Annotated in this window: 9 protein-coding genes; 8 read left to right on the top strand and 1 reads right to left on the bottom strand. The window is 57.0% G+C overall.

Annotated features, from left to right (window positions below):
- Positions 1 to 68: 68 nt before the first annotated feature.
- Positions 69 to 1,616 carry an L-glutamate gamma-semialdehyde dehydrogenase gene (gene pruA / locus IPH10_10625; GenBank protein ID MBK6911363.1) on the bottom strand — a complete coding sequence of 516 codons (1,548 nt, stop codon included), beginning with the start codon at positions 1,614 to 1,616 and terminating at the stop codon, positions 69 to 71.
- 578 nt (positions 1,617 to 2,194) lie between these two features.
- Here pruA and IPH10_10620 point away from each other — a divergent pair.
- From IPH10_10620 to IPH10_10585, 8 genes are all read left to right on the top strand, one after another.
- The gene (locus IPH10_10620) at positions 2,195 to 2,467 is read left to right on the top strand and encodes a helix-turn-helix domain-containing protein (protein MBK6911362.1); all 273 of its coding nucleotides are present in this window, start codon (positions 2,195 to 2,197) and stop codon (positions 2,465 to 2,467) included.
- A 39-nt stretch (positions 2,468 to 2,506) separates the two neighbouring features.
- Positions 2,507 to 2,746 carry a hypothetical protein gene (locus IPH10_10615; protein ID MBK6911361.1) on the top strand — a complete coding sequence of 80 codons (240 nt, stop codon included), beginning with the start codon at positions 2,507 to 2,509 and terminating at the stop codon, positions 2,744 to 2,746.
- 431 nt (positions 2,747 to 3,177) lie between these two features.
- Positions 3,178 to 3,882 carry a hypothetical protein gene (locus IPH10_10610; GenBank protein MBK6911360.1) on the top strand — a complete coding sequence of 235 codons (705 nt, stop codon included), beginning with the start codon at positions 3,178 to 3,180 and terminating at the stop codon, positions 3,880 to 3,882.
- Between the two features lie 47 nt (positions 3,883 to 3,929).
- Positions 3,930 to 9,986 (top strand): right-handed parallel beta-helix repeat-containing protein, encoded by a 6,057-nt coding sequence (locus IPH10_10605; GenBank protein ID MBK6911359.1) that lies wholly within the window; start codon positions 3,930 to 3,932, stop codon positions 9,984 to 9,986.
- Positions 9,916 to 10,647 (top strand): hypothetical protein, encoded by a 732-nt coding sequence (locus IPH10_10600; protein MBK6911358.1) that lies wholly within the window; start codon positions 9,916 to 9,918, stop codon positions 10,645 to 10,647. The genes IPH10_10605 and IPH10_10600 overlap by 71 nt, the downstream gene beginning before the upstream one ends.
- Before the next feature lie 321 nt (positions 10,648 to 10,968).
- Positions 10,969 to 14,280, top strand: a complete 3,312-nt coding sequence (locus IPH10_10595) for a hypothetical protein (protein MBK6911357.1) — start codon at positions 10,969 to 10,971, stop codon at positions 14,278 to 14,280.
- Positions 14,281 to 14,509: 229 nt separating this feature from the next.
- Positions 14,510 to 15,637, top strand: a complete 1,128-nt coding sequence (locus tag IPH10_10590; GenBank protein ID MBK6911356.1) for an efflux RND transporter periplasmic adaptor subunit — start codon at positions 14,510 to 14,512, stop codon at positions 15,635 to 15,637.
- Entirely contained in the window at positions 15,634 to 18,738 is a 3,105-nt protein-coding gene (locus tag IPH10_10585) for an efflux RND transporter permease subunit (protein ID MBK6911355.1), read from the top strand. The genes IPH10_10590 and IPH10_10585 overlap by 4 nt, the downstream gene beginning before the upstream one ends.
- Positions 18,739 to 19,101 lie beyond the last annotated feature (363 nt).

Raw genomic sequence — 19,101 nt, 5'->3', positions numbered from 1 at the left:
GCTTACCGGAATCGGTAAGCCCTCGTTGCTCATTTGAAGGCAACCCGCTGCACGCGGGTTGGCTTTATTTAGAAGCGTTCGGTCACGCTCTTGCCTTGCAGGAAGAGCTGCAAGTAATCGCGGCCACCCGCCTTGCTGTCGGTTCCGCTCTGATTGAATCCGCCGAAGGGCTGTACCCCGACCAGCGCGCCAGTGCACTTGCGGTTCAAATAGAGATTGCCGCAGTGGGCCTGCACGCGCACCTTTTCAAGATGTTCACGGCGCTTGCCGAAATAGCCGCCGGTCAGTCCGAACTGCGTGTTGTTGAAAACGGCCAGACCCTCGTCAAACGACTTCACTTTGCAAACAGCGAGCACCGGGCCGAAGATTTCTTCCTGCATGATACGCGCAGTCGGTGCCACGTCTGCAATGATCGTCGGCTCGATGAACCAGCCCGGCGATCCGGCTTTCCCGCCACCAGCGACGAGGCGGCCTTCCTGCTTCCCAATCTCAATGTACTCCAGAATCTTCTTGTAAGCGCCTTCTTCGCTCACGGGACCGTGCCAGTTCGCGAGGTCTTTCGTTGGGCCGCACTTGATTTGCTTGGTGCGCGCGACGACCAGCTCCAGCAATTTTTCGTAGACTTTTTCGTGAACGATCAGGCGCGAGCAGGCGCTGCACTTCTGGCCTTGGAAGCCGAAGGCGGCGGCAACAATCTGTTCGGCCGCCAGTTCGAGCTCGGCATCGTCGTCAATCAAGATCGCGTCCTTGCCGCCCATTTCAAGAATAGTGCGCTTGAGCCAGAGCTGACCGGGATGCACCACGGCGGCACGTTGGAAGATGCGCTGGCCAATCTCCATGGAGCCGGTGAATGCGATGTACCGTGTGAGTTTGTGATCAACGATGGTGTCGCCAATAGCGCCGCCGGGTCCGGGCAGGAAGTTTACGATTCCGGCGGGTAGGCCGGCTTCTTCAAGTATCTCCATGAAACGATAAGCAATGACCGGAGTAATCGAGGCCGGTTTCAGGATAACGGTGTTGCCGGTGACGACCGATGCCGTGGTCATACCGGCCATAATCGCCCCGGGGAAATTCCACGGCGGAATGACCGCGCCAACTCCGAGCGGAATGTAATAGAGATTGTTCTCTTCACCGGGGAATTCGGTCACCGGCTGGCGCTCGTTCAGCCGCATCATTTCACGGGCATAGAACTCGAGGAAATCAATCGCCTCGGCCGTGTCGCCGTCAGCTTCCCCCCAGTTCTTCCCAATCTCCATGACCATCGTCGCGCTGAATTCGTGTTTGCGCCGGCGCAGAATCGCGGCGGCGCGCAGCAGAATACGCGCGCGAGCATCAGGATCCACATCTTTCCACCACTGGAAGTTCTTATGAGCACTCTCGAGAGCGCGCAATGCGAGTTCTTGCGAGCCTTTGGATACATAAGCCAAGACCTGTTCAGGATTGGCAGGATTGGTGGATTTGATCGTGTCGTCCGTGAAGATTCGTTCACCGCCGACCAGCAGCGGAATCTTCTCGCCGAAGCGGCTCTCGACTCGAGCGAGTGCCTGCTCGAAGGCGGCTTTGTTGGCAGGATCGGAGAAATTTGTGAAGGGTTCGTTCTTGAATGGTGTCAACATGTGGGGTGAACCTCTGGGAATCGTCCAATGGGTTGGGAAAGGCCGTGAATCTAATAAGATAATGAGATTTCCTGAGGATTCCAACTTGTTAAATCTCTCAAAATCAACGATTTAATCCAACACGCTTTGGTTCAGAGGTCAGGTGGAGCGGCGGTTCTTGCCGACCGACGCCGCTCCCATCGACCAGTCCCCCCGATTCGGAGCGAATTGAACAGGTTCTGACGTGGTGCGTTAGCATGGACTCGGAGACGAGTCGTTGTCGGCATACCTTGCTGCGAACAGGCTCGGCTCACAATCATCGCGATAATCCGCAGAGGTGTGAAATATCTTTCACAGACCGTGAAACAACTTTCGCAGTTGCTGTATGGATCATTGTCTCTAGTCTATGAAAGATGCCTCCTCCACCAACTTGTGCGAACTTATCCATACTTATTGGGGTTTTGCTCGAAGCTAATGTTCGGTATAGACTTCTATGGAAATAACCAAGTTCAAAACGTTGGATAATGCTATTGCAAAGCTCGGTCTGCTCACGTAATTTGAACCACGTTCGTTACACTGGGGAAAATTCTTACGACCGTATGCACGAGCAGCACAAGCCAAGCGAGGCTGGAAACCTCCTAAATATCCAAGAAGCCGCCGACTATCTTCGAGTCTCGAAGTCAACATTGCGCCGATGGTGCAACGCGGGGATTTTAGAACACATTCGCATTAACGGCCGCGGCGATCGGCGATTCAGGCGTGTTCATCTGGATGCAGTGACCGCACCATGTCGGACGGGACGCCCACGGAAGAAGTTCCATTCGGCAGGGAGTAGCACTGGTGATGCGCCAATGCGTCGGAAAAACGATTAAAGCTCCTTTTCCATTTTATTGCAGGGAGGCAGTATTCAGATGAATGGACGCCATTCGAACCGCCCCGCCAGTCGAGTGATCCTGAGCGGAGCAGCCTATCCACTGGATTACCGTGAAGCGACGGCACAGTTTCATCGGCTATGGCTCATAAAAGCGCTGCGCAGATTCAGAGGGAACCTGTCGGAAACGGCTCGGCAGTTGGGTCTGACCCGGCGTGCGTTACAGTTGCAGGTAGCCCGGCTGGACATTGACCTCGGACCGTTGCGGAACGGGAAGTGACCCAGCAATGGCGATGGATAAAAAAGAATGGAGCGCAAATGAGAGGCGGGCGCGCCGGGGATTCGCGGAGTTCTTTGGACGTCATTGTTAGCCACAGCACACGATTGCTTAGGCTAAGAGCCTGAGATTCTACGGCTAAGCCTGCGAAACGTTTTTCGCTGTTCTGCGAGGTCACCAGAGTTCAAAAGCGCTTGACATATCGTTACCGTGTCGCTACATTACTTTATATTGAAAAGAAGTGGTCATTATCGTACTTCGATTGTTTGCCCGACGGACAGGTTGGATGGGGAATATTCATGATATACCGTGGCAGGGAATTGGCCAAGTTCGGCCATAGGGCAAGAAGTCTGATCAATTTACTGCGCGTTCCGGTAACGGTCTGCGCAGTAATTGTTTTCGGCACTGCGCAAGTTTTTTCGCAGCGGAATCCGTTGGATGATACTGCTGCCTTCATCCACCTGGCTCCCAATCCGGTCACGGCGTTCACGTGCGAAGATTTTGATATAAATATCCAGTTGACCGGAACGAACGTCAGGGTGTTTGAACTGCGGTTTGTGTTCGACGCCGCCAATTATACGCCCACAAGCATTTCGGCGGGACTCCACCCGAATCTGCACGTCCTCCCATTCTATATCGAAGGCGACACCCTGTGGGTGGACGCCTTTTTTCATCCCAATTTCACGGGATCCACCGTGGTCGCGACGCTGCATTTTACGCCGGTGAATCTTGTCGGGAATCAGACGACTATGGTGGGTTTTCTGGATGGCCAGGGTTTCAGCGGCACCGGCGAACATCCGGAACCGATGATTATCATGGGGGACAGTACGGGCGTCGTGCTCGACGGGTCGGCGACTTTACCTCCGGAATCGCTGATTATCGTCCCGATGCAGGACGACTCGATCTGTCTGCACTGGAATCCGGTGCGGTTTGACCTTGACGGCGATCCGGTGGTCAATCCAACTTACTTTGTAGAGTTTGAAGACACGTGGAACAACACGGGCGTGTACACGACCGTGGGCACGACGATGGACACGTTTTTTTACGACGATTATATCCTGTACGAGTTTAACCCCGGCGATTCGGGAACCGTGAATGCCGGAGTGTACCGCATCCGAGCGTTGAAATGTCAAGAATAGACTTTAGTTAGCATAGTCCTTAAGCAAAAGAGAAATTGGGGAAGAAGATGAGAATCAAAGATCGTTTTGGCTGGTCTGTTGTGCTGATCCTGGCGATGTGCCTGGTGGCAATGGCGGACACGGCGAACAGGCCGACTTTCCAGAGTCACGAGCGCTCGGTAGGTTTCACAAGTGTGGTGCCGACTGCGCTGCATGGACAGGCGGGGCCATGGGTGGCGCCGCGCAACGAGAACAATCCGCTTGACCTCGAACCGGTCGTGTGGGTGGATGACAGCTATACCGGCAGTGAATCCGGTTACGGCGTGACGAAGTTCAACACGATTCAAGCCGGTATTGACGCCGTGGACGAAAACGGCACGGTGAACGTCTATCCGGGCAGTTACATTGAAGTGGCTGTGGACCGCACGGTGGTCGGCATCGGCGGCTTGTATCAATTTGGTCTGTATTTCGGAGTCGGCAAAGACAACATTACCCTGCAAGGCGTGGATGCCGGCGGAGCGCCGATCACGTCCTACGGCAGCGTGGAGGCCAGTGTCGGCCTGAACGCGACCAATAACTTCGGCCCGAGTGGTATGTGGGTTGAAGCTGACGGGATCACCGTGACCGGCCTTGAGTTGTGGCAGACCGGCGATGCCGGCTACAACAAGTCCGTGGAAGTTGTCGGTGATGACTTCACGTTTAACTTCAACATCATTTCGGACGGTATGTCGCTCTATTTCGGCGACTTCCGTTACGACAGTATGAACAACATTTCGTGGATCCAGAGCTACCACATCGAAGGCAACCTCTTTGACTACGGTACAAGCGTTGACCTGACAAACGGTGCCGGTTACACCGGATCGGTCAGCGGTCGCCAGATTATCAACAACGTCTTTGACATGGACTGGCCCGGTAATAATTGGGCGGCCATCAGCTTTAATGGGTCGGGCAGCGGCGTGCCGTGGTTTATCTATTCGACGGGCGCTGCTGTGATCGAGGACAACACGTTCACGAACGGAGAGACTATCTACGTTCGTCATCGCGGCGATTTCCTAGACTACGACGATTTCGATTGGGTCTCATATTGGAACGAGAACACTTTTGACAAGAAAGTGATATTCGGTACGAATCCTCCGGCGGATCAAGGAAGCTATAGCTACACGTCCGGTTCATACACGTTCAATAACGTTAAGGAAATCGGCGTGAGCATTCAGCGTGAGATTGACTGGGCGACGGCGGGTCATACGGTGCTGGCTGGCGCGGGAACGTACCTCGAAGACGTGGCGGTCAACAAACTCGTGACCGTTCGCGGCGCGGGCATTGACGTATCCACGATCCTGGGCTTGAAGACAGGCCCCAATTCGGCGACGGTGCGCGTGTCCACTCCCGGTGCAGCCGTGGAAGGCTTCACGATCACACGCGACGGCAATAACGTGACCGACTGGGCGACCAACGTCAAGACGGCCGGTCTCGCGGTTCAAAGCTCGGGCGGCGCGATCGTACGGAACAACAAGTTCGTCGGCAATCGCACGGGCATTGACATCAACAACTCGAACGACAACCAGATTCTCAATAACGTCATTGACTTCAACCGCACGGGCATGATCCTCCGGAATGCGTGCTTGAATAACATGATCGAAGAGAACGCCGTCACGAACAACTGGGCGGTCGGCATCTTGTGGCTGAATGCCAGCACGGAGACTGCAACCGGAACTGAGTTCTTCAACAACAATATCTCGGGCAACTGGTACGCCGACATAGAGAACCGCAGCTTGACGGGCGGCGTTAAGAACTTCTCAGCGAACTGGTACGGCACGAACAATCCGACGACCAGCAACGCTAACGGCGCGGAACCGGGATACGCGGCGCTGATTCCCGTGGCCTACGGTGGTTTGGCCACGAACCCGGGCACGGGCGTGAATATCCGCGGCGTTGGCCTGGCGGATATGGACTATTCGCCGTGGTTTGAGACCGGCACCGATACAAATGTCGAAACGGCATTCGGTCGCGGAACGGTCGGTTTCCAAGGTGATTTCTCACTTTTGCACGCCGGTCCGAATAGCGCGATCAGCGGTGCGACGAACATCCTGCAGGAAGCCGTGAATCTCGTTTCGGGCAGCACGATCTACCTGTCGGCGGGTAATTATGTCGGCCAAGTTAAGGCGACCGGATTTGCCGATCTGAATATCATCGGTGCCGGCGTGGCGAGCACGTTCATCAAGGCGACGGCGACGACGATGCCGGACACCTTTAACACCGTGCCGAATCACAATCGCCCGATTCTCTGGTTGGAAGGCTGCGCCTCGGCTGACCTCTCGAACCTGACGATTGACGGCGACGGATTCGGCAACAACAACTATCGCATGATCGGCGTGGCGTTCCGCAACTCCGGCGGCTCACTGACCAATGTGAATGTCACCGAAATCCGTGAAACGCCGTTCAACGGCAATCAGCACGGCGTCGCCGTGTGGGTCGGTCACAACTCAGTTGGCAAGACCGTCAACCTGACCAACGTGATCATCACCGACTTCATGAAGAACGGAACGTCGTTCTCGGGCGTCGGCACGGTGGTTAATTGTGATAACGTGCATATCCAAGGGCACGGCGCCACCGGAATTACCGCGCAGAACGGCTTCCAATATGCGTTTGGCGCCATGGGCTCGATGACCGATTGCTCAGTAGCAGATATCTGCTACACGGGTGCAAGCTATGTCGGTTGCAGCGCGCTGCTATACGACATGGATTTCACCGTGACGAACATGAGCGCCACGAACGCTCAGGTCGGCGCGTACTTCGTAGATGCGGGCGGCACGGTTAATGGCGGCGTTTTTTCGTCGAACAATGCCGTGACGGCAGTCAATAAGTATGGCATCTTCTCCTACAACACAAGCGTCGCGCTGAATGCCCCGCGCGTGCAGCCTGCGATGTACATGGATGAAGTGATGAACGGCGAGCGCGACCGCAGCCTTGACGCCAACGACGTGCTCGACATCAACGGCGTGTCGGTGATCGGCGACGGTTCGCTTGATGGCCTTGGCGTTGGCGCCTACGTTACCAGCGATGACCTCGACATTTCGCTGACCAACAGCACAGTCGAGAACTGGAACTACGGCGTGGATTTGACCGTCACGGGAACCGGCACGATCAGTGACGCCGACGTGACCAACAACAGCTTCACCAATACGGTGAATACGTTTGACAACACGGCTGGACATAATTGGGACAGCAACTGCTACTCGGACTTCGTTTCGGCTCCGTACACAATCCCGGGCGCGACTCCGGTGAACTTGGATGTCAATCCGAACCCCGGCGGCTGCTCGGCCGATGTGGGCTTCGCGATGGAAGATCCGTCGGTTGGCTGCGCCGGTTCGGACTGCGACGCGACACTGCTTTACGTGACCTTGAACAACGCTGGCATCCCGAACCTGTCAGTCGTGTTCCAGATCCCAGCGGGCTTCATTCCCCTGCTCTCGCCGATGGGCTCGATCGTGACGCCGTTGACGAATGCAGATCCGAATATCGTGCAGGCGTACGCGATTCCGCTGGGCGGCGGCCTGGTGCAGGTGGATATGGGCTTCGAGGCACCGTACAGCAGCGGTAACGGCGCACTGTACATCGCCTGCATTCCGGTCCTGAACGTGAGCGCCATGACGGGTCTCTATCCGGTCAATGGCGTGAGCACGCTGTGGACGGACATGCTGGGCAATGACTACTACAACGCGCTGGTGTTTGGCTCGATGAATCTTGAAGTGGACTGCACGGCTCCTGCGGTGGCGGCTTTCACGAATCTCGCGACGTGCGCATTTGGCGATGCGGCGCAACTGGTGAATCAGTTCAGCGTATCGCTGACTGACGCCGGTTCGACGCTGGACTCGGCGTGGATCACGTTTACACCGGGCGGCGGTTCGTTTGCGCTGTTCGGCGCCAATCAGACTTCGCCGTATAATGCGACGTTCCCGTCGGCGCTGGATGCCGGTACGTTCTACGGATTGCTGCAGGAAGGCTGCAACACGCTGACCCTGCATCTAACGGACACGGAATGCAACACGGCGGCGACGTTTGCCCTCGCAAACGTTGGCGTGGACATCACCGACCCGTCGCTGTCCGTGGTCACGACGGTGCCCGCCAACTACTGTTTCAACAACAATCCGGCGACAGTGAACTACGCCGGAGCCTATCTGGATGATTACATCAACATCACGTCCTCGCTGGGCGCTAACGGGTGCATGGCCGCGACCGGCTCGCTGATTATCAGCTATGCCGGTTTGCCGGACTTCGTGGTGGCCTTGAATCAAACGGACTACCCGAGCAACGACGCGGAGGCGCTCGCTCTGTGGGATTGGATGAATGATTTGCCGGCGATCCTGAATGCCAACGGAGGCAATTTTACGTTTGACGTGAAGGCCGAAGATTGCGCAGGCAACATGACCGGCACGCTGCAATTCAGCATTTGCATTGATACGCAGAATCCGGATAACGCCGTGACCGCTTTCGACGCGCGGCCGGCGCATTTGGGTGTGTGGCTGAATTGGGAGTGGACGGCCGGGGCGGATGCTCAGGAAATGCGCATCTACCGCAGCCCGCTGTCCGGCCAGTATCCGGGCTATCCGGGTGACTTGTGGAACTCGCTGGGCAACTACGACGTAACAACCGTTCCGCCGTCCGGCTGGACGCTGGTCGCGACGCAGACCTCGTTCGTTCCCGGACCGGTCGCTTCGGCATCCTATACGGGACCGAACAACCGTGGCGATATCCTGACGACCCACGTCAGCGGCGGCGACACGTATTGGCTCGATGCGCAGCTGGGTTGGGTGGAAGGTACGGGCAATGCACCGGCGTTCCGCGACATCTACCGCTATGTGACGTTTGTCAAGGATGCCGGTGGCAACTGGTCGGTTGGCGAACCGGTCGTTATGCTGACCAACGCCGACCGTTCCACCAACTACTGGCTGGGTGACTTCAGCACGGCGGATGCCGCTGGTTTGTTCGGTTCGCGCGGCTACGTTGACACGGAAGACCTTGGCCTGCTGTCGCCGGTTTACTTCACCAATACGGGCGGCTATCGCAACATCGGCCCCGTCGTGGTGGAAAATGGGAATATCGGCAAGGGCATTCCGAATCCGGAAGGCTCGGGCGCGATCAACTTCCAAGATCTCGTGCCGTTCAGCTTTAACTTCGGCGTGGTTTCCCCGGTGGGCATTATCGCCACTGAGTTTGTTGTTCAGCCTGATATCTCGCAGTACCGTCCGTTCGGATCGCTTGACGCGGCGCCGGAAGTGGCACTGGCGACGAGTGAAGACGTGACATTTGATATGGGCACGGAATTCAGCGTTACGGTGGCGCTGTCCGGCAACGAAGGCCGTGTCGTCAAGGCCGTGGAGGCCATTCTTGAATACGACGACTCGCGCCTTGAATATGTCGGTTCGACGATCGTTACGGACATGCCGACTGAAGGCACACTGTTCTCGAAGACGGCGCTCGTGAACAACGAAGCGGGCAAGGTTGGTTTCGTGGCAGCGGCCTGCGGTGGCTTGGCTACACTGGATGACAATGCGGTGCTGGGAACCGTGACGTTCCGCGTAACGCGCGAAATCGAATCCCCGTGCGAAATTGCCCTGACTTCAGTTCAGATGCTCGACAATACGGGCGAGGTTCGTGAAACTGAAGGCCGCGGCGTATCGGTCATGAGCGGAAGCGCGATTCCTGACAATTACGCGTTGTACCAGAACTACCCGAATCCGTTTAACCCGACGACGAACATCCAGTTCGACCTGAAGGAATCCGGACATGTCACGGTTCTTGTGTATAACACGCTGGGCCAAGTCGTCGCGACTCTCGTTGACAACACGATGGAGGGCCGGTCGCCATCAGATGACGTTCGACGCGGCGGCGCTGTCCTCGGGTCTGTATATCTATACGATCGAGGTGAATGGCTTCACCGACTTGAAGAAGATGGTTCTGATTCGTTAATTACGACTCAGGGCATCGTTTGCTATCAGCCCCCGCCGTCACGCCTGTGGCGGCGGGGGTCATTCCTCTTACTGGAGGTTGCTTTTGCGCAACATCGTCGGCCTTCTCGGGACGCTGGTGGTGGCAGGAACGCTCAATTGCGCTGCCGCGATTGAGCTTTATTTTCAGCCGGATTCGTCCTTCGGCAACGTCGGCGACACGGTGGAGGTGGCAGCTTTTGTCACGCCCACGGACACGGTGCGCGGTTTTACCGTCTACATGTACTACGACACCAATCTGGTTGACTTGGCCGCGGCACCTACGGTCGGCACGTTGATCGCGGGCCTGACCGGTTTGGACTTTCGTTATCAGGATCATACGGTGGCCGCGCCGCACCGGTTGGAGGTTGGGGCAACGGTCTTCGGAAGCTCGTTCTGGGCGGGACCGGGCGAACTGTTCCGCCTAAAAATGGTCTTCCGCGGTTGCGGGGATGTGCCGATGACGGGTGACTTCGGACTCAGGCGGCCCGACGGGACTTTCTTACCGGCTGACTTCAATCCGCCTGTTTTTCTGGTTTGTGACCGAGTGCCGCAATCGCCGGACAGTCTGACAATTTTCTGGTTGCCAACCGGTGCCGAACTCCGCTGGAAGGCGAGTACGCTGGACACGCTGGGACGGACCCTGTTTGCCGCGCCGTACTACCGGATTTGGCGGACCGAGCTTGATCCGGTGCCCATGCCGTACACGCTTGTGGATTCTACCTTCTCCTTGATCTACCTTGACACGGCGGCAACGGCCAATCAGAGCGAGTATTTTATTGACGCCAAGACGCCGTAGCAGGGTTGGCAAGTGATTTGACGCCTGATCCTTGGCAGGATTGGGCCTGTAGTACGACAGATGATAGGCCCTCGGGTACGAAATCCCGAGGGTTTTTCGTATGGTTGCGTTGGGTCCGGGCAACGAGCGCACACTGTGCGCGCCTGGGTGCGAGCGAGAATTCGCGCTATGGGTTCCATTTCTTCACGAAATTTGCTACATTGGAGACGTTTAGGTGGGCCGTTACGGGGTCATCTGCTTTCGCCGTACTGGCGCAGTCAGGTCGGCCGTAACACAACCCGCCCAAAGAACTTGGCGACTACTTTGGATTGAGGTGTATGTATGCGGATTCGAAATGGATTGGTGATGCTTATGCTGGTGGCGCTGGCCGCGCAGGTGGCGATTGGCCAAGAGATTTATCGGCACCACGCGCTGATTCGCGTGCACGGTGATTCACCGGCGCATTTGAAACAGCTTTATCGCATGAATGGCGAAGGCTTCGACATTGTAGAAGGCGAGACGGTCGGCGAAGTCCGTATGAATGCGCTTCCCGAGCATCTGGCGCGGCTGACCGAATTAGGGTACCGTTACGACATCTTACAAGCCGATGTTGAAACGTATTACGCACAGCGGCTGAACGACACACCGCTTGAGTTGATGGGTGGCTACCACACGTACGCGGAAATTGTCGCGATGCTGGACACGATCCATGCACAGCATCCCACGATCACGTCGGCGAAATTCTCGATCGGCCAGACCTATGAAGGCCGTGACATGTGGGCACTCAAGATCTCGGACAACCCGGCAGTGGATGAAAACGAGCCTGAAGTCTTCTACAACTCGTTGATTCACGCCCGTGAGCCGGCCGCGATGGAAGCCGTCCTGCATTTCATGAACTACCTGACGGACAACTACGGCACGAACGCGGATGCCACGGACATGGTGAACAACCGTGAATTGTACTTCCTGCCATGCGTGAATCCGGACGGCTACGAATACAACCGCGCAACGAATCCCAGCGGCGGCGGTCAGTGGCGCAAAAACCGCAAGCCTAACGGCGACGGCAGTTTTGGCATTGACTTGAACCGCAACTTCGACGCAGCGTGGGGCATTGACGATAACGGTTCATCGCCGTTTCCGTCCGACCTGACCTATCGCGGTCCGGCACCGTTTTCGGAACTCGAAACACAGCACCTGCGCGACTTCATCAACAGCCGGCAGTTCGTAACGCAGGAAGATTTTCACACGTACTCGAATCTCGTGCTTTACCCGTGGGGAACGAGTTACTATGATGGCGACGGATTGTGCGCGGACAACGCGATATTCCAGATGCTGGCCGACTCGATGGCGTATTGGATTCATACGGTGAATAACGTGTGGTATACGACCGGCACGCCGTGGCAAACTCTGTACAACACGAACGGCGGCTCGTTTGATTGGGAATATGGCGACTCGCTGAATCATCCTAAGATCTTCGCGGTGACAACGGAAGTCGGCGGCGCCACCGACGGCTTCTGGCCCGCGCAGGCTCGCATTCTCCCATTGGCGCAGGAAAATCTGCCTGCAAATATGTTTCTGGCGCGAATCGCCGGACTGTTGATGCCGCAGCCGTACAAGACGGCGCTTGGCGCGGCGTGCTTCAGTCAAATCGGCGGCAATGGCGTTCTCCAGCCCGGCGAAGACGGCAGCTTGGCGCTTACGTTGCGCAATGCCGGTACGCAATCGTTGGATGGATTGACGGGCAGCCTCACGACAAGCGATCCGTACGTGACCATTCTGAACGGTGCAGCAAGCTGGCCGAATATTCCGGTCAACCAATCGGCGGTCAATGGCTCTGACTTCACAATGTCCATCGCGGCGGGATGTCCGGCGCTGCATTCGTTCACTTTCTCGCTGGCGTTGTCGAATGCCAATCTCGACACAACTATCACGTTCGTGGCGACCATAGGCTCATCGTCGTTAGCCGACAGCGTTGAAACGGGCGCAGGCGGTTGGGTCACGGGCGGAGCGTTGAATCAGTGGCACATCTCGACGCGGCGCGCCTCATCGCCGACGCATGCATGGTTTATGGGCAATGAAACCGGCAACTACGCTGATAATCTCTCGTGTTACCTGCTCAGCGACACGCTCTTCTTGGGGCCTGGCGCTGAAATCAGTTTCGATGAATGGTATTCGACCGAAGCCGGCTGGGATTTCGGCTATGTCGAGGTTAATCTTGGCGCCGGTTGGACGGCATTGGGTTCGCCGCGCGAAGGAGCGTCGGGCGGGTGGCTTCACCAGGTTTATCCGTTGACGATTGCATGCCCGGGAACAGCGGTGCAAATCAGGTTCAGATTTACATCCGACACGAATACGAATTCCGAAGGCTGGTACGTGGACAATATCGGCACGGGCTGTCCGGTGCCGACGGAAATTGACGTCACACCGACAACGATAAACGCGTGGGCCGCGTTGGCGGGTACGGACCAGGACACTTTGCATATCTGCAATGTCGGTGAATGCGATCTGCAATGGAGCGTCACCTACAATCAGCTCGCGCCGGTTCGCGCCGAACTGCCGCAAATCTCCGCATTAGCAGACGTTCCAGTGAGCGAACCGGAGGTCAAAGGTGACGAAACGAATCGCGGCCGCGGACCGGCACAGCTTGACAACGGCGGCGGCCCGGATGCGTTCGGCTACGTATGGAAAGACTCGAACGAGCCGGACGGTCCGGTTTATGACTGGGTCGAGTTGGCTGGCGTGGGAACACAGTTGACGTTCACGGCCGACGACGAAGTGCTCCCAGTCACGCTGCCGTGGGCCTTCAGCTTCTATGGCACGGCGTATACGGCGATGAACGTGTGCGGCAACGGCAATGTGCATTTCGGCACGGCATCGAACACGTACTCCAATCGACCGCTTCCCACCAATACCGTACCGAACGCCCTAATGGCTGTGTTCTGGGATGATCTGAGTCCGCAATTGTCCGGCGCCGTTTATTATTACTACGATTCCCCGCTGGACCGTTACATTGTGCAGTGGGACAATGTTCCGCACTTCAACAACACAGGCAACTATACGTTTGAAGTGATTCTGTACAGCAACGGCCGGATCGTCTACCAATACCAATCCATGACGGGACTGCTGACTTCCGGCAGTATCGGTATTGAAGACGGAGCGGGAACCGTGGGATTGCAGATGACCTATAACGCGGGTTATGTCGCCAACAATTTGGCGATTGCACTTGAAGTACCGGCGCCGCCGTGGATGACGTTTGGCGGCGCGACGGCGGGCAGCGTGTCGGCGGGATCGTGCACGCATCTGCCATTGTCTTTCACCGCCGGCGCGTTGCCGATGGGCGAATACACGGCGGAAATCCATTTGACGAGCAACGACGCCGACGAGAATCCGCTACTGATTCCCGTAACGTTTGATGTCGGTACGCTGACGGCACCGGACAGCTTGACAATTCACTATCTCGAGGCGACGCACGAGTACCGCTTGGCCTGGCGCGCGGCTGACGCTCCATTCTACCATGTGTACGCTGCGCTCGCGCCCGACGGACCATACAGCCTGTACGTTGGGACGACGACTGGAACAACGTTGACGATTGCTGCACCTGCTGAAGATATGAAGTTCTTCGTGGTCGTCGGCAGTATGAACGCCACGCCGTAACGGGCGGAACAGGAAATTACGAGATGAGGAAGAGGGCTGACCCGCGGGGTTGGCCCTTTTTCTTTGGCATATGTGTTCGGGTCGTGATAGGCTTAGCCTTTTACAATCAGAAGTTTATGCTCCCTCCCCTCACGAGAGGCCGGGGAGAATCCGATTGATAATCACGGTATAATTCTATAAGATAACTTAAGATAATTGCTCCCCTCCTTTGACGAACCGTTTTCTCCTTATGCGTTTCCGTTTACTTCTCTGTTTACACTTTCTGGCTGTCATGGCAGCGGTAGGCTGCTCGGGCGGGAACACCGCTCCGCAGCGCAAACCTCCACAGGCGTTTCCGGTTGAAGTGGAAACAGTGACCACGCGCAAGGCGGATCTTGTCGTGCATGCCGTGGGATCGGTTGTCGCATTTGAAATCCTGCCTGTGACAACGCGTGTTTCAGGAACGGTACAAGCGGTGCGGTTTCGCGAAGGAGAAGCTGTGCGTGCCGGAGAACCGTTAGTTGACATCGAGCTCGAACGCTACGAACTGGCCTTGCGGTCAGCGGAAGCCGCGTACGAAAAAGCGAAAGCAACGTTGCGCGAAATCGAAACCGGATTGCGGCGGCGCGTGGATATTCAGGGTAACAATCCAGGATTTGTGAGTCCCGAAGAGCTCGACAGTTGGCAGACACGAGCGCAAAGCGCGAGGGCGGATTCCGCCCAAGCGGCCGCCGCGCTTGATTTAGCAAAGCTGAATTTCCGCGACGCACACGTTCCGGCGCCGACGGCCGGCACAATACAATCGCGGGTCGCACGGACGGGACAGTACATGCAAATCGGTGCGACGGTCGCGACGATGGTGCGCCGTGATCCATTGCTGCTCAGGTTCTCCGTTCCGGTGCAAGACGCCACGAAGCTGACTCGCGGTCTGAGCGTGTCGTTTGCGGTGGCTGGCGCATCAGATTCACTGCGCGCGACGATCATGGCCGTGTCAGAATCGGCCGATCCACAAACGCGCATGGTCGAAGTGACGGCCGAAGTGACCGTCGAATCGGCGGCCGAGTTACAACCGGGAGTGTTCGCGGAAGTAACTGTTCTATTGGGAGAGTCGAATGACCTGCCGGTGATTCCGCAGGTGAGCATTCGACCGAGCGAACGCGGGTTCTTGGGATTTGTTGTCGAAGACACAGTGGCACACGAGCGCGTCCTAAAACTCGGTTTGCAGACATTTGACGGGCGAGTTGAAGTACAAGAGGGATTGCGCGCCGGCGAGCAGCTCGTGGTGCGCGGCGCGGAAGCGCTTAGTCAAGGCGCGCGCGTGCGCATTGTCAGTGCCGCGAAGCCCGCGCCCGGCGACAGCGGGAGCGCAAGCCGATGAACATCACTGAAGTCTGCGTTCGCAAGCCGGTCTTCGCATGGATGCTCATGGCGGGCACTGTGCTGTTTGGCCTGATTGCGTTGACGCGCATTGGCATTAGTCAATTCCCGGACGTGGATTTCCCGACGATTACCGTCAACGCCACATGGGAGGGCGCAGCACCCGAGGTGATGGAGCATGACGTCGTCGAGATTATTGAGGAGGCCGTTGCCCAGGTTGAAGGTGTGCGCGGGATCACGTCGAGTGCGCGGCAAGGCAGCGCCAATGTAACGGTGGAAATGGATCTCTCGCGGGATGTGGATCTGGCTTTGCAGGACGTACAGACGAAAGTCGCGCAGGCCGCACGGCGACTACCCGTAGATATTGATCCTCCGACAGTATCCAAGTCAAATCCCGAAGACAATCCGATCATGTGGATCGGATTGTCCGGACCGTATCCGAAACAGGTGTTGTCGGACATCGCACGCTATCAGATTCGGGACAAGCTGCAAACAATCCCGGGCGTGGGCGAGATCACTCTTGGCGGTTGGCTTGATCGCAATATTCGCATTTGGGTGGATGCAGCGAAGCTTGACGCGTATGGACTGACCGTTTCGGATCTGGTGAACGCCTTGCGCCGAGAACATGTCGAACTTCCGGCCGGACGCCTCGAAAACAGCGGACGCGAAGTCAGCGTTCGCATTATGGGGGAAGCGATTGACCTCGAGACATTCAAGAACATCGTCGTGCGTGATACGCCGCAGGCCGAAGTGCATTTGAGCGATGTGGCCGTGGTGGAAGACGGGTTTGAAGATGTGCGGCGCATTACCCGCGTGAACGGCAGCCCGGCGATGGGCATGGGTATCCGCAAGCAGCGCGGCTCGAACGCCGTGGCTGTGGCGGCGGCGGTCAAGGCTGCCATGGCGGATATCAGCAAGACGTTGCCCGAGGGCATGGAACTGGGCATCAATTTTGACTCGACCGTGTTTATCGAAGAATCGGTACACGAAATCGAGCTTGAACTGGTGCTATCTATCTTGCTGACTGCGTTGGTCTGTTGGCTGTTTCTTGGCTCGTTCTCTAACGCGATCAACGTGATTCTCGCAATCCCAATGTCCTTGTTGGGAACAATTGCGGTCATCTATTTTCTCGGATTCACGCTCAACACATTCACCCTGCTGGGGCTTGCGCTGGCGGTAGGCATTGTGGTTGACGACGCCATCATGGTGCTTGAGAATATTGTGCGGCACGCGGAGATGGGCAAAGACCGCGTGACGGCGGCACTTGAGGGAACGAAAGAGATTACCTTCCCGGCGTTTGCCGCGACGCTGGCCGTGGTCGCGATCTTTGTTCCCGTGGTGTTCATGGATGGCGTTGTGGGACGGTTCTTCCTCCAATTCGGCGTGACATTGTGCGTAGCAATCTTGTTGTCGTACGTTGAAGCCGTGACGTTAGCGCCGGCGCGGTGCGCGCAGATTCTGGATATCTCGCGCGAAAATCGCAGTCGGATCGGCGCATGGGCTGATCGCGTGTTTGGAATGTCAGAACGCACATACGCGCGCTGGCTGGGGAAGGCCCTGAAGCGACCGGGGTTGATTTTGTCGAGCGCGCTGGTCATTTTCCTCGGATCAATGATCGTGCTCAAGCTCCTGCCGAGCGAGTTCGTGCCGTCGCAGGACCAAAGCCGCCTGATGATCCGCGTGCAGACGGCGGTGAGTTCGAGCGTAACGGAAACGGACAATCTCTTTCGACAGGTTGAAGCAAAGATTGAGACTTATCCGGAAATTACGCGTTCATTCGTGCTGGTCGGAGGATTTGGTGGCGGTGGTCAAAGCGGCGGAATTCTGTTCGTAACCTTGTTGCCGCCAGGGGAGCGCGGTAAATCCCAAGCGGAGATCGCTGCGGTACTAAGAAAAGACCTGAACGGCATACCCGGCGTGCGGGCCGTCGTACAAGACTTGTCGCAATCGGGATTCACGGCGCAACGCGGCTTTCCCGTTGAGTTTTCACTGTTAGGGCCGGACTGGAAGTCGCTGGAGTCCTTGAGCGGCGATGTTACCAAGAAGCTGTCCGAGAGCGGACTTGTTGTAGACGTGGACACCGACTATCGTATCGGCGTACCGGAACTTCGCGTCGAGCCGGATCGAGCGCGCTGCGCAGACCTCGGGATTTCCGTCGAGGATGTGGCGACAGCAATCAATTCTCTGGTTGGCGGCGAACGGGTCGGGAAATACAGCGCGGGTGGACGCCGCATTGACGTGCGCATGCGCTTGATGGCCGAGCAGCGCCGAAGCATGCAGGATATCTCGCGCCTGCGGGTGCGGAGCCGCAATGGCGAGCTGGTGCCGCTGTCGTCGTTGACAAAGTTTGAAGAATTGCCCGCGCTGCAAGCGATCACGCGCAAAGACCGCGAGCGGGCGATCACCGTATTTGCCAACGTGGCACCCGGACATTCGCAGCAGGAGGCGATTCAATACGTCGAAGCGCTGTCAAACGATTTGCCAACGGGCTATCGCACGAGTCTCAGCGGCTCAAGTGTGGCCTTTAAAGAGTCGTTTGCCGGACTATTGTTCGCTCTCGCGATGGGCATTCTGGTTGCCTACATGGTATTGGCGTCGCAATTCAATTCGTTTTCTCACCCAATCACGATTCTGACGATCCTTCCGCTCTCTGTAGTCGGCGCGGCGGCGGCATTGCTGATTACGGGCAAGACTTTGAACATCTTCAGCATGATCGGTCTACTCTTGCTGATGGGCATCGTGAAGAAGAACTCGATCATTCTTGTGGATTACGCCAATCAGCGGCGCGGAGACGGAGCGAGCGCGGCCGAAGCGATGAAACAGGCGGGGCCAATACGACTGCGGCCGATTCTAATGACGTCAATTGCTACGATGATGGCGGCAGTGCCGCCTGCACTGGGCTTAGGGGCAGGCACGGAAATACGCACGCCGATGGCGATCGCTGTGATCGGCGGTGTGCTCGTCTCGACGGCTTTGAGCCTGTATGTTGTCCCTTCTTTCTATGTGAAACTGGAAGGGTGGCTGTCTGCGGTGCGGCGATCGATCGGCCGGGCAGAGAAGGAACCCGGGCCTGTTGCGGGAGACGCGGCAGAGCGGCTGTAGAGGAGTGGGTTGGGCCGGGTGCCGATACGAGCCTGTGGTTTTTCACAGGCTCGTTGCGTATACTAAGGGCACCCTCACGGGTTTCGATCTTGCCTGCTTGGCGCACTGTGCGCATAGCGTTCGCAGTCGTGTGAATGACTGGCGCATTTTCATGGATACCCAGGTATCCAACTGCATGTCCATACACCACTAAGGCAAGGCGCGGAACTTGCTATCTTATTGGGGGCCAAAACCCTGTCGTGCTAAGGTGGGTCCCTTCCCTTTCCAGACAGTGTGATTTGTACTGCTTTACAGACCCAGGAGCAGCCTGGAGTGCCGGCAATCTTCCAACCGATAATTCTCAGTGATTTCTCGATACACCCG

Source organism: bacterium (genome assembly GCA_016702305.1).
In the GTDB taxonomy this organism is placed as follows: Bacteria; Electryoneota; RPQS01; order RPQS01; family RPQS01; genus JABWCQ01.
This window is presented reverse-complemented; position numbering and strand designations above follow the sequence as displayed.

What these genes read in the sequence shown, in the direction of transcription:
- pruA (MBK6911363.1), bottom strand. Translation starts at nt 1,616, where the DNA reads ATGTTGACACCATTCAAGAACGAACCCTTCACAAATTTCTCCGATCCT.
- IPH10_10620 (MBK6911362.1), top strand. Translation starts at nt 2,195, where the DNA reads ATGCACGAGCAGCACAAGCCAAGCGAGGCTGGAAACCTCCTAAATATC.
- IPH10_10615 (MBK6911361.1), top strand. Translation starts at nt 2,507, where the DNA reads ATGAATGGACGCCATTCGAACCGCCCCGCCAGTCGAGTGATCCTGAGC.
- IPH10_10605 (MBK6911359.1), top strand. Translation starts at nt 3,930, where the DNA reads ATGAGAATCAAAGATCGTTTTGGCTGGTCTGTTGTGCTGATCCTGGCG.
- IPH10_10595 (MBK6911357.1), top strand. Translation starts at nt 10,969, where the DNA reads ATGCGGATTCGAAATGGATTGGTGATGCTTATGCTGGTGGCGCTGGCC.
- IPH10_10590 (MBK6911356.1), top strand. Translation starts at nt 14,510, where the DNA reads ATGCGTTTCCGTTTACTTCTCTGTTTACACTTTCTGGCTGTCATGGCA.
- IPH10_10585 (MBK6911355.1), top strand. Translation starts at nt 15,634, where the DNA reads ATGAACATCACTGAAGTCTGCGTTCGCAAGCCGGTCTTCGCATGGATG.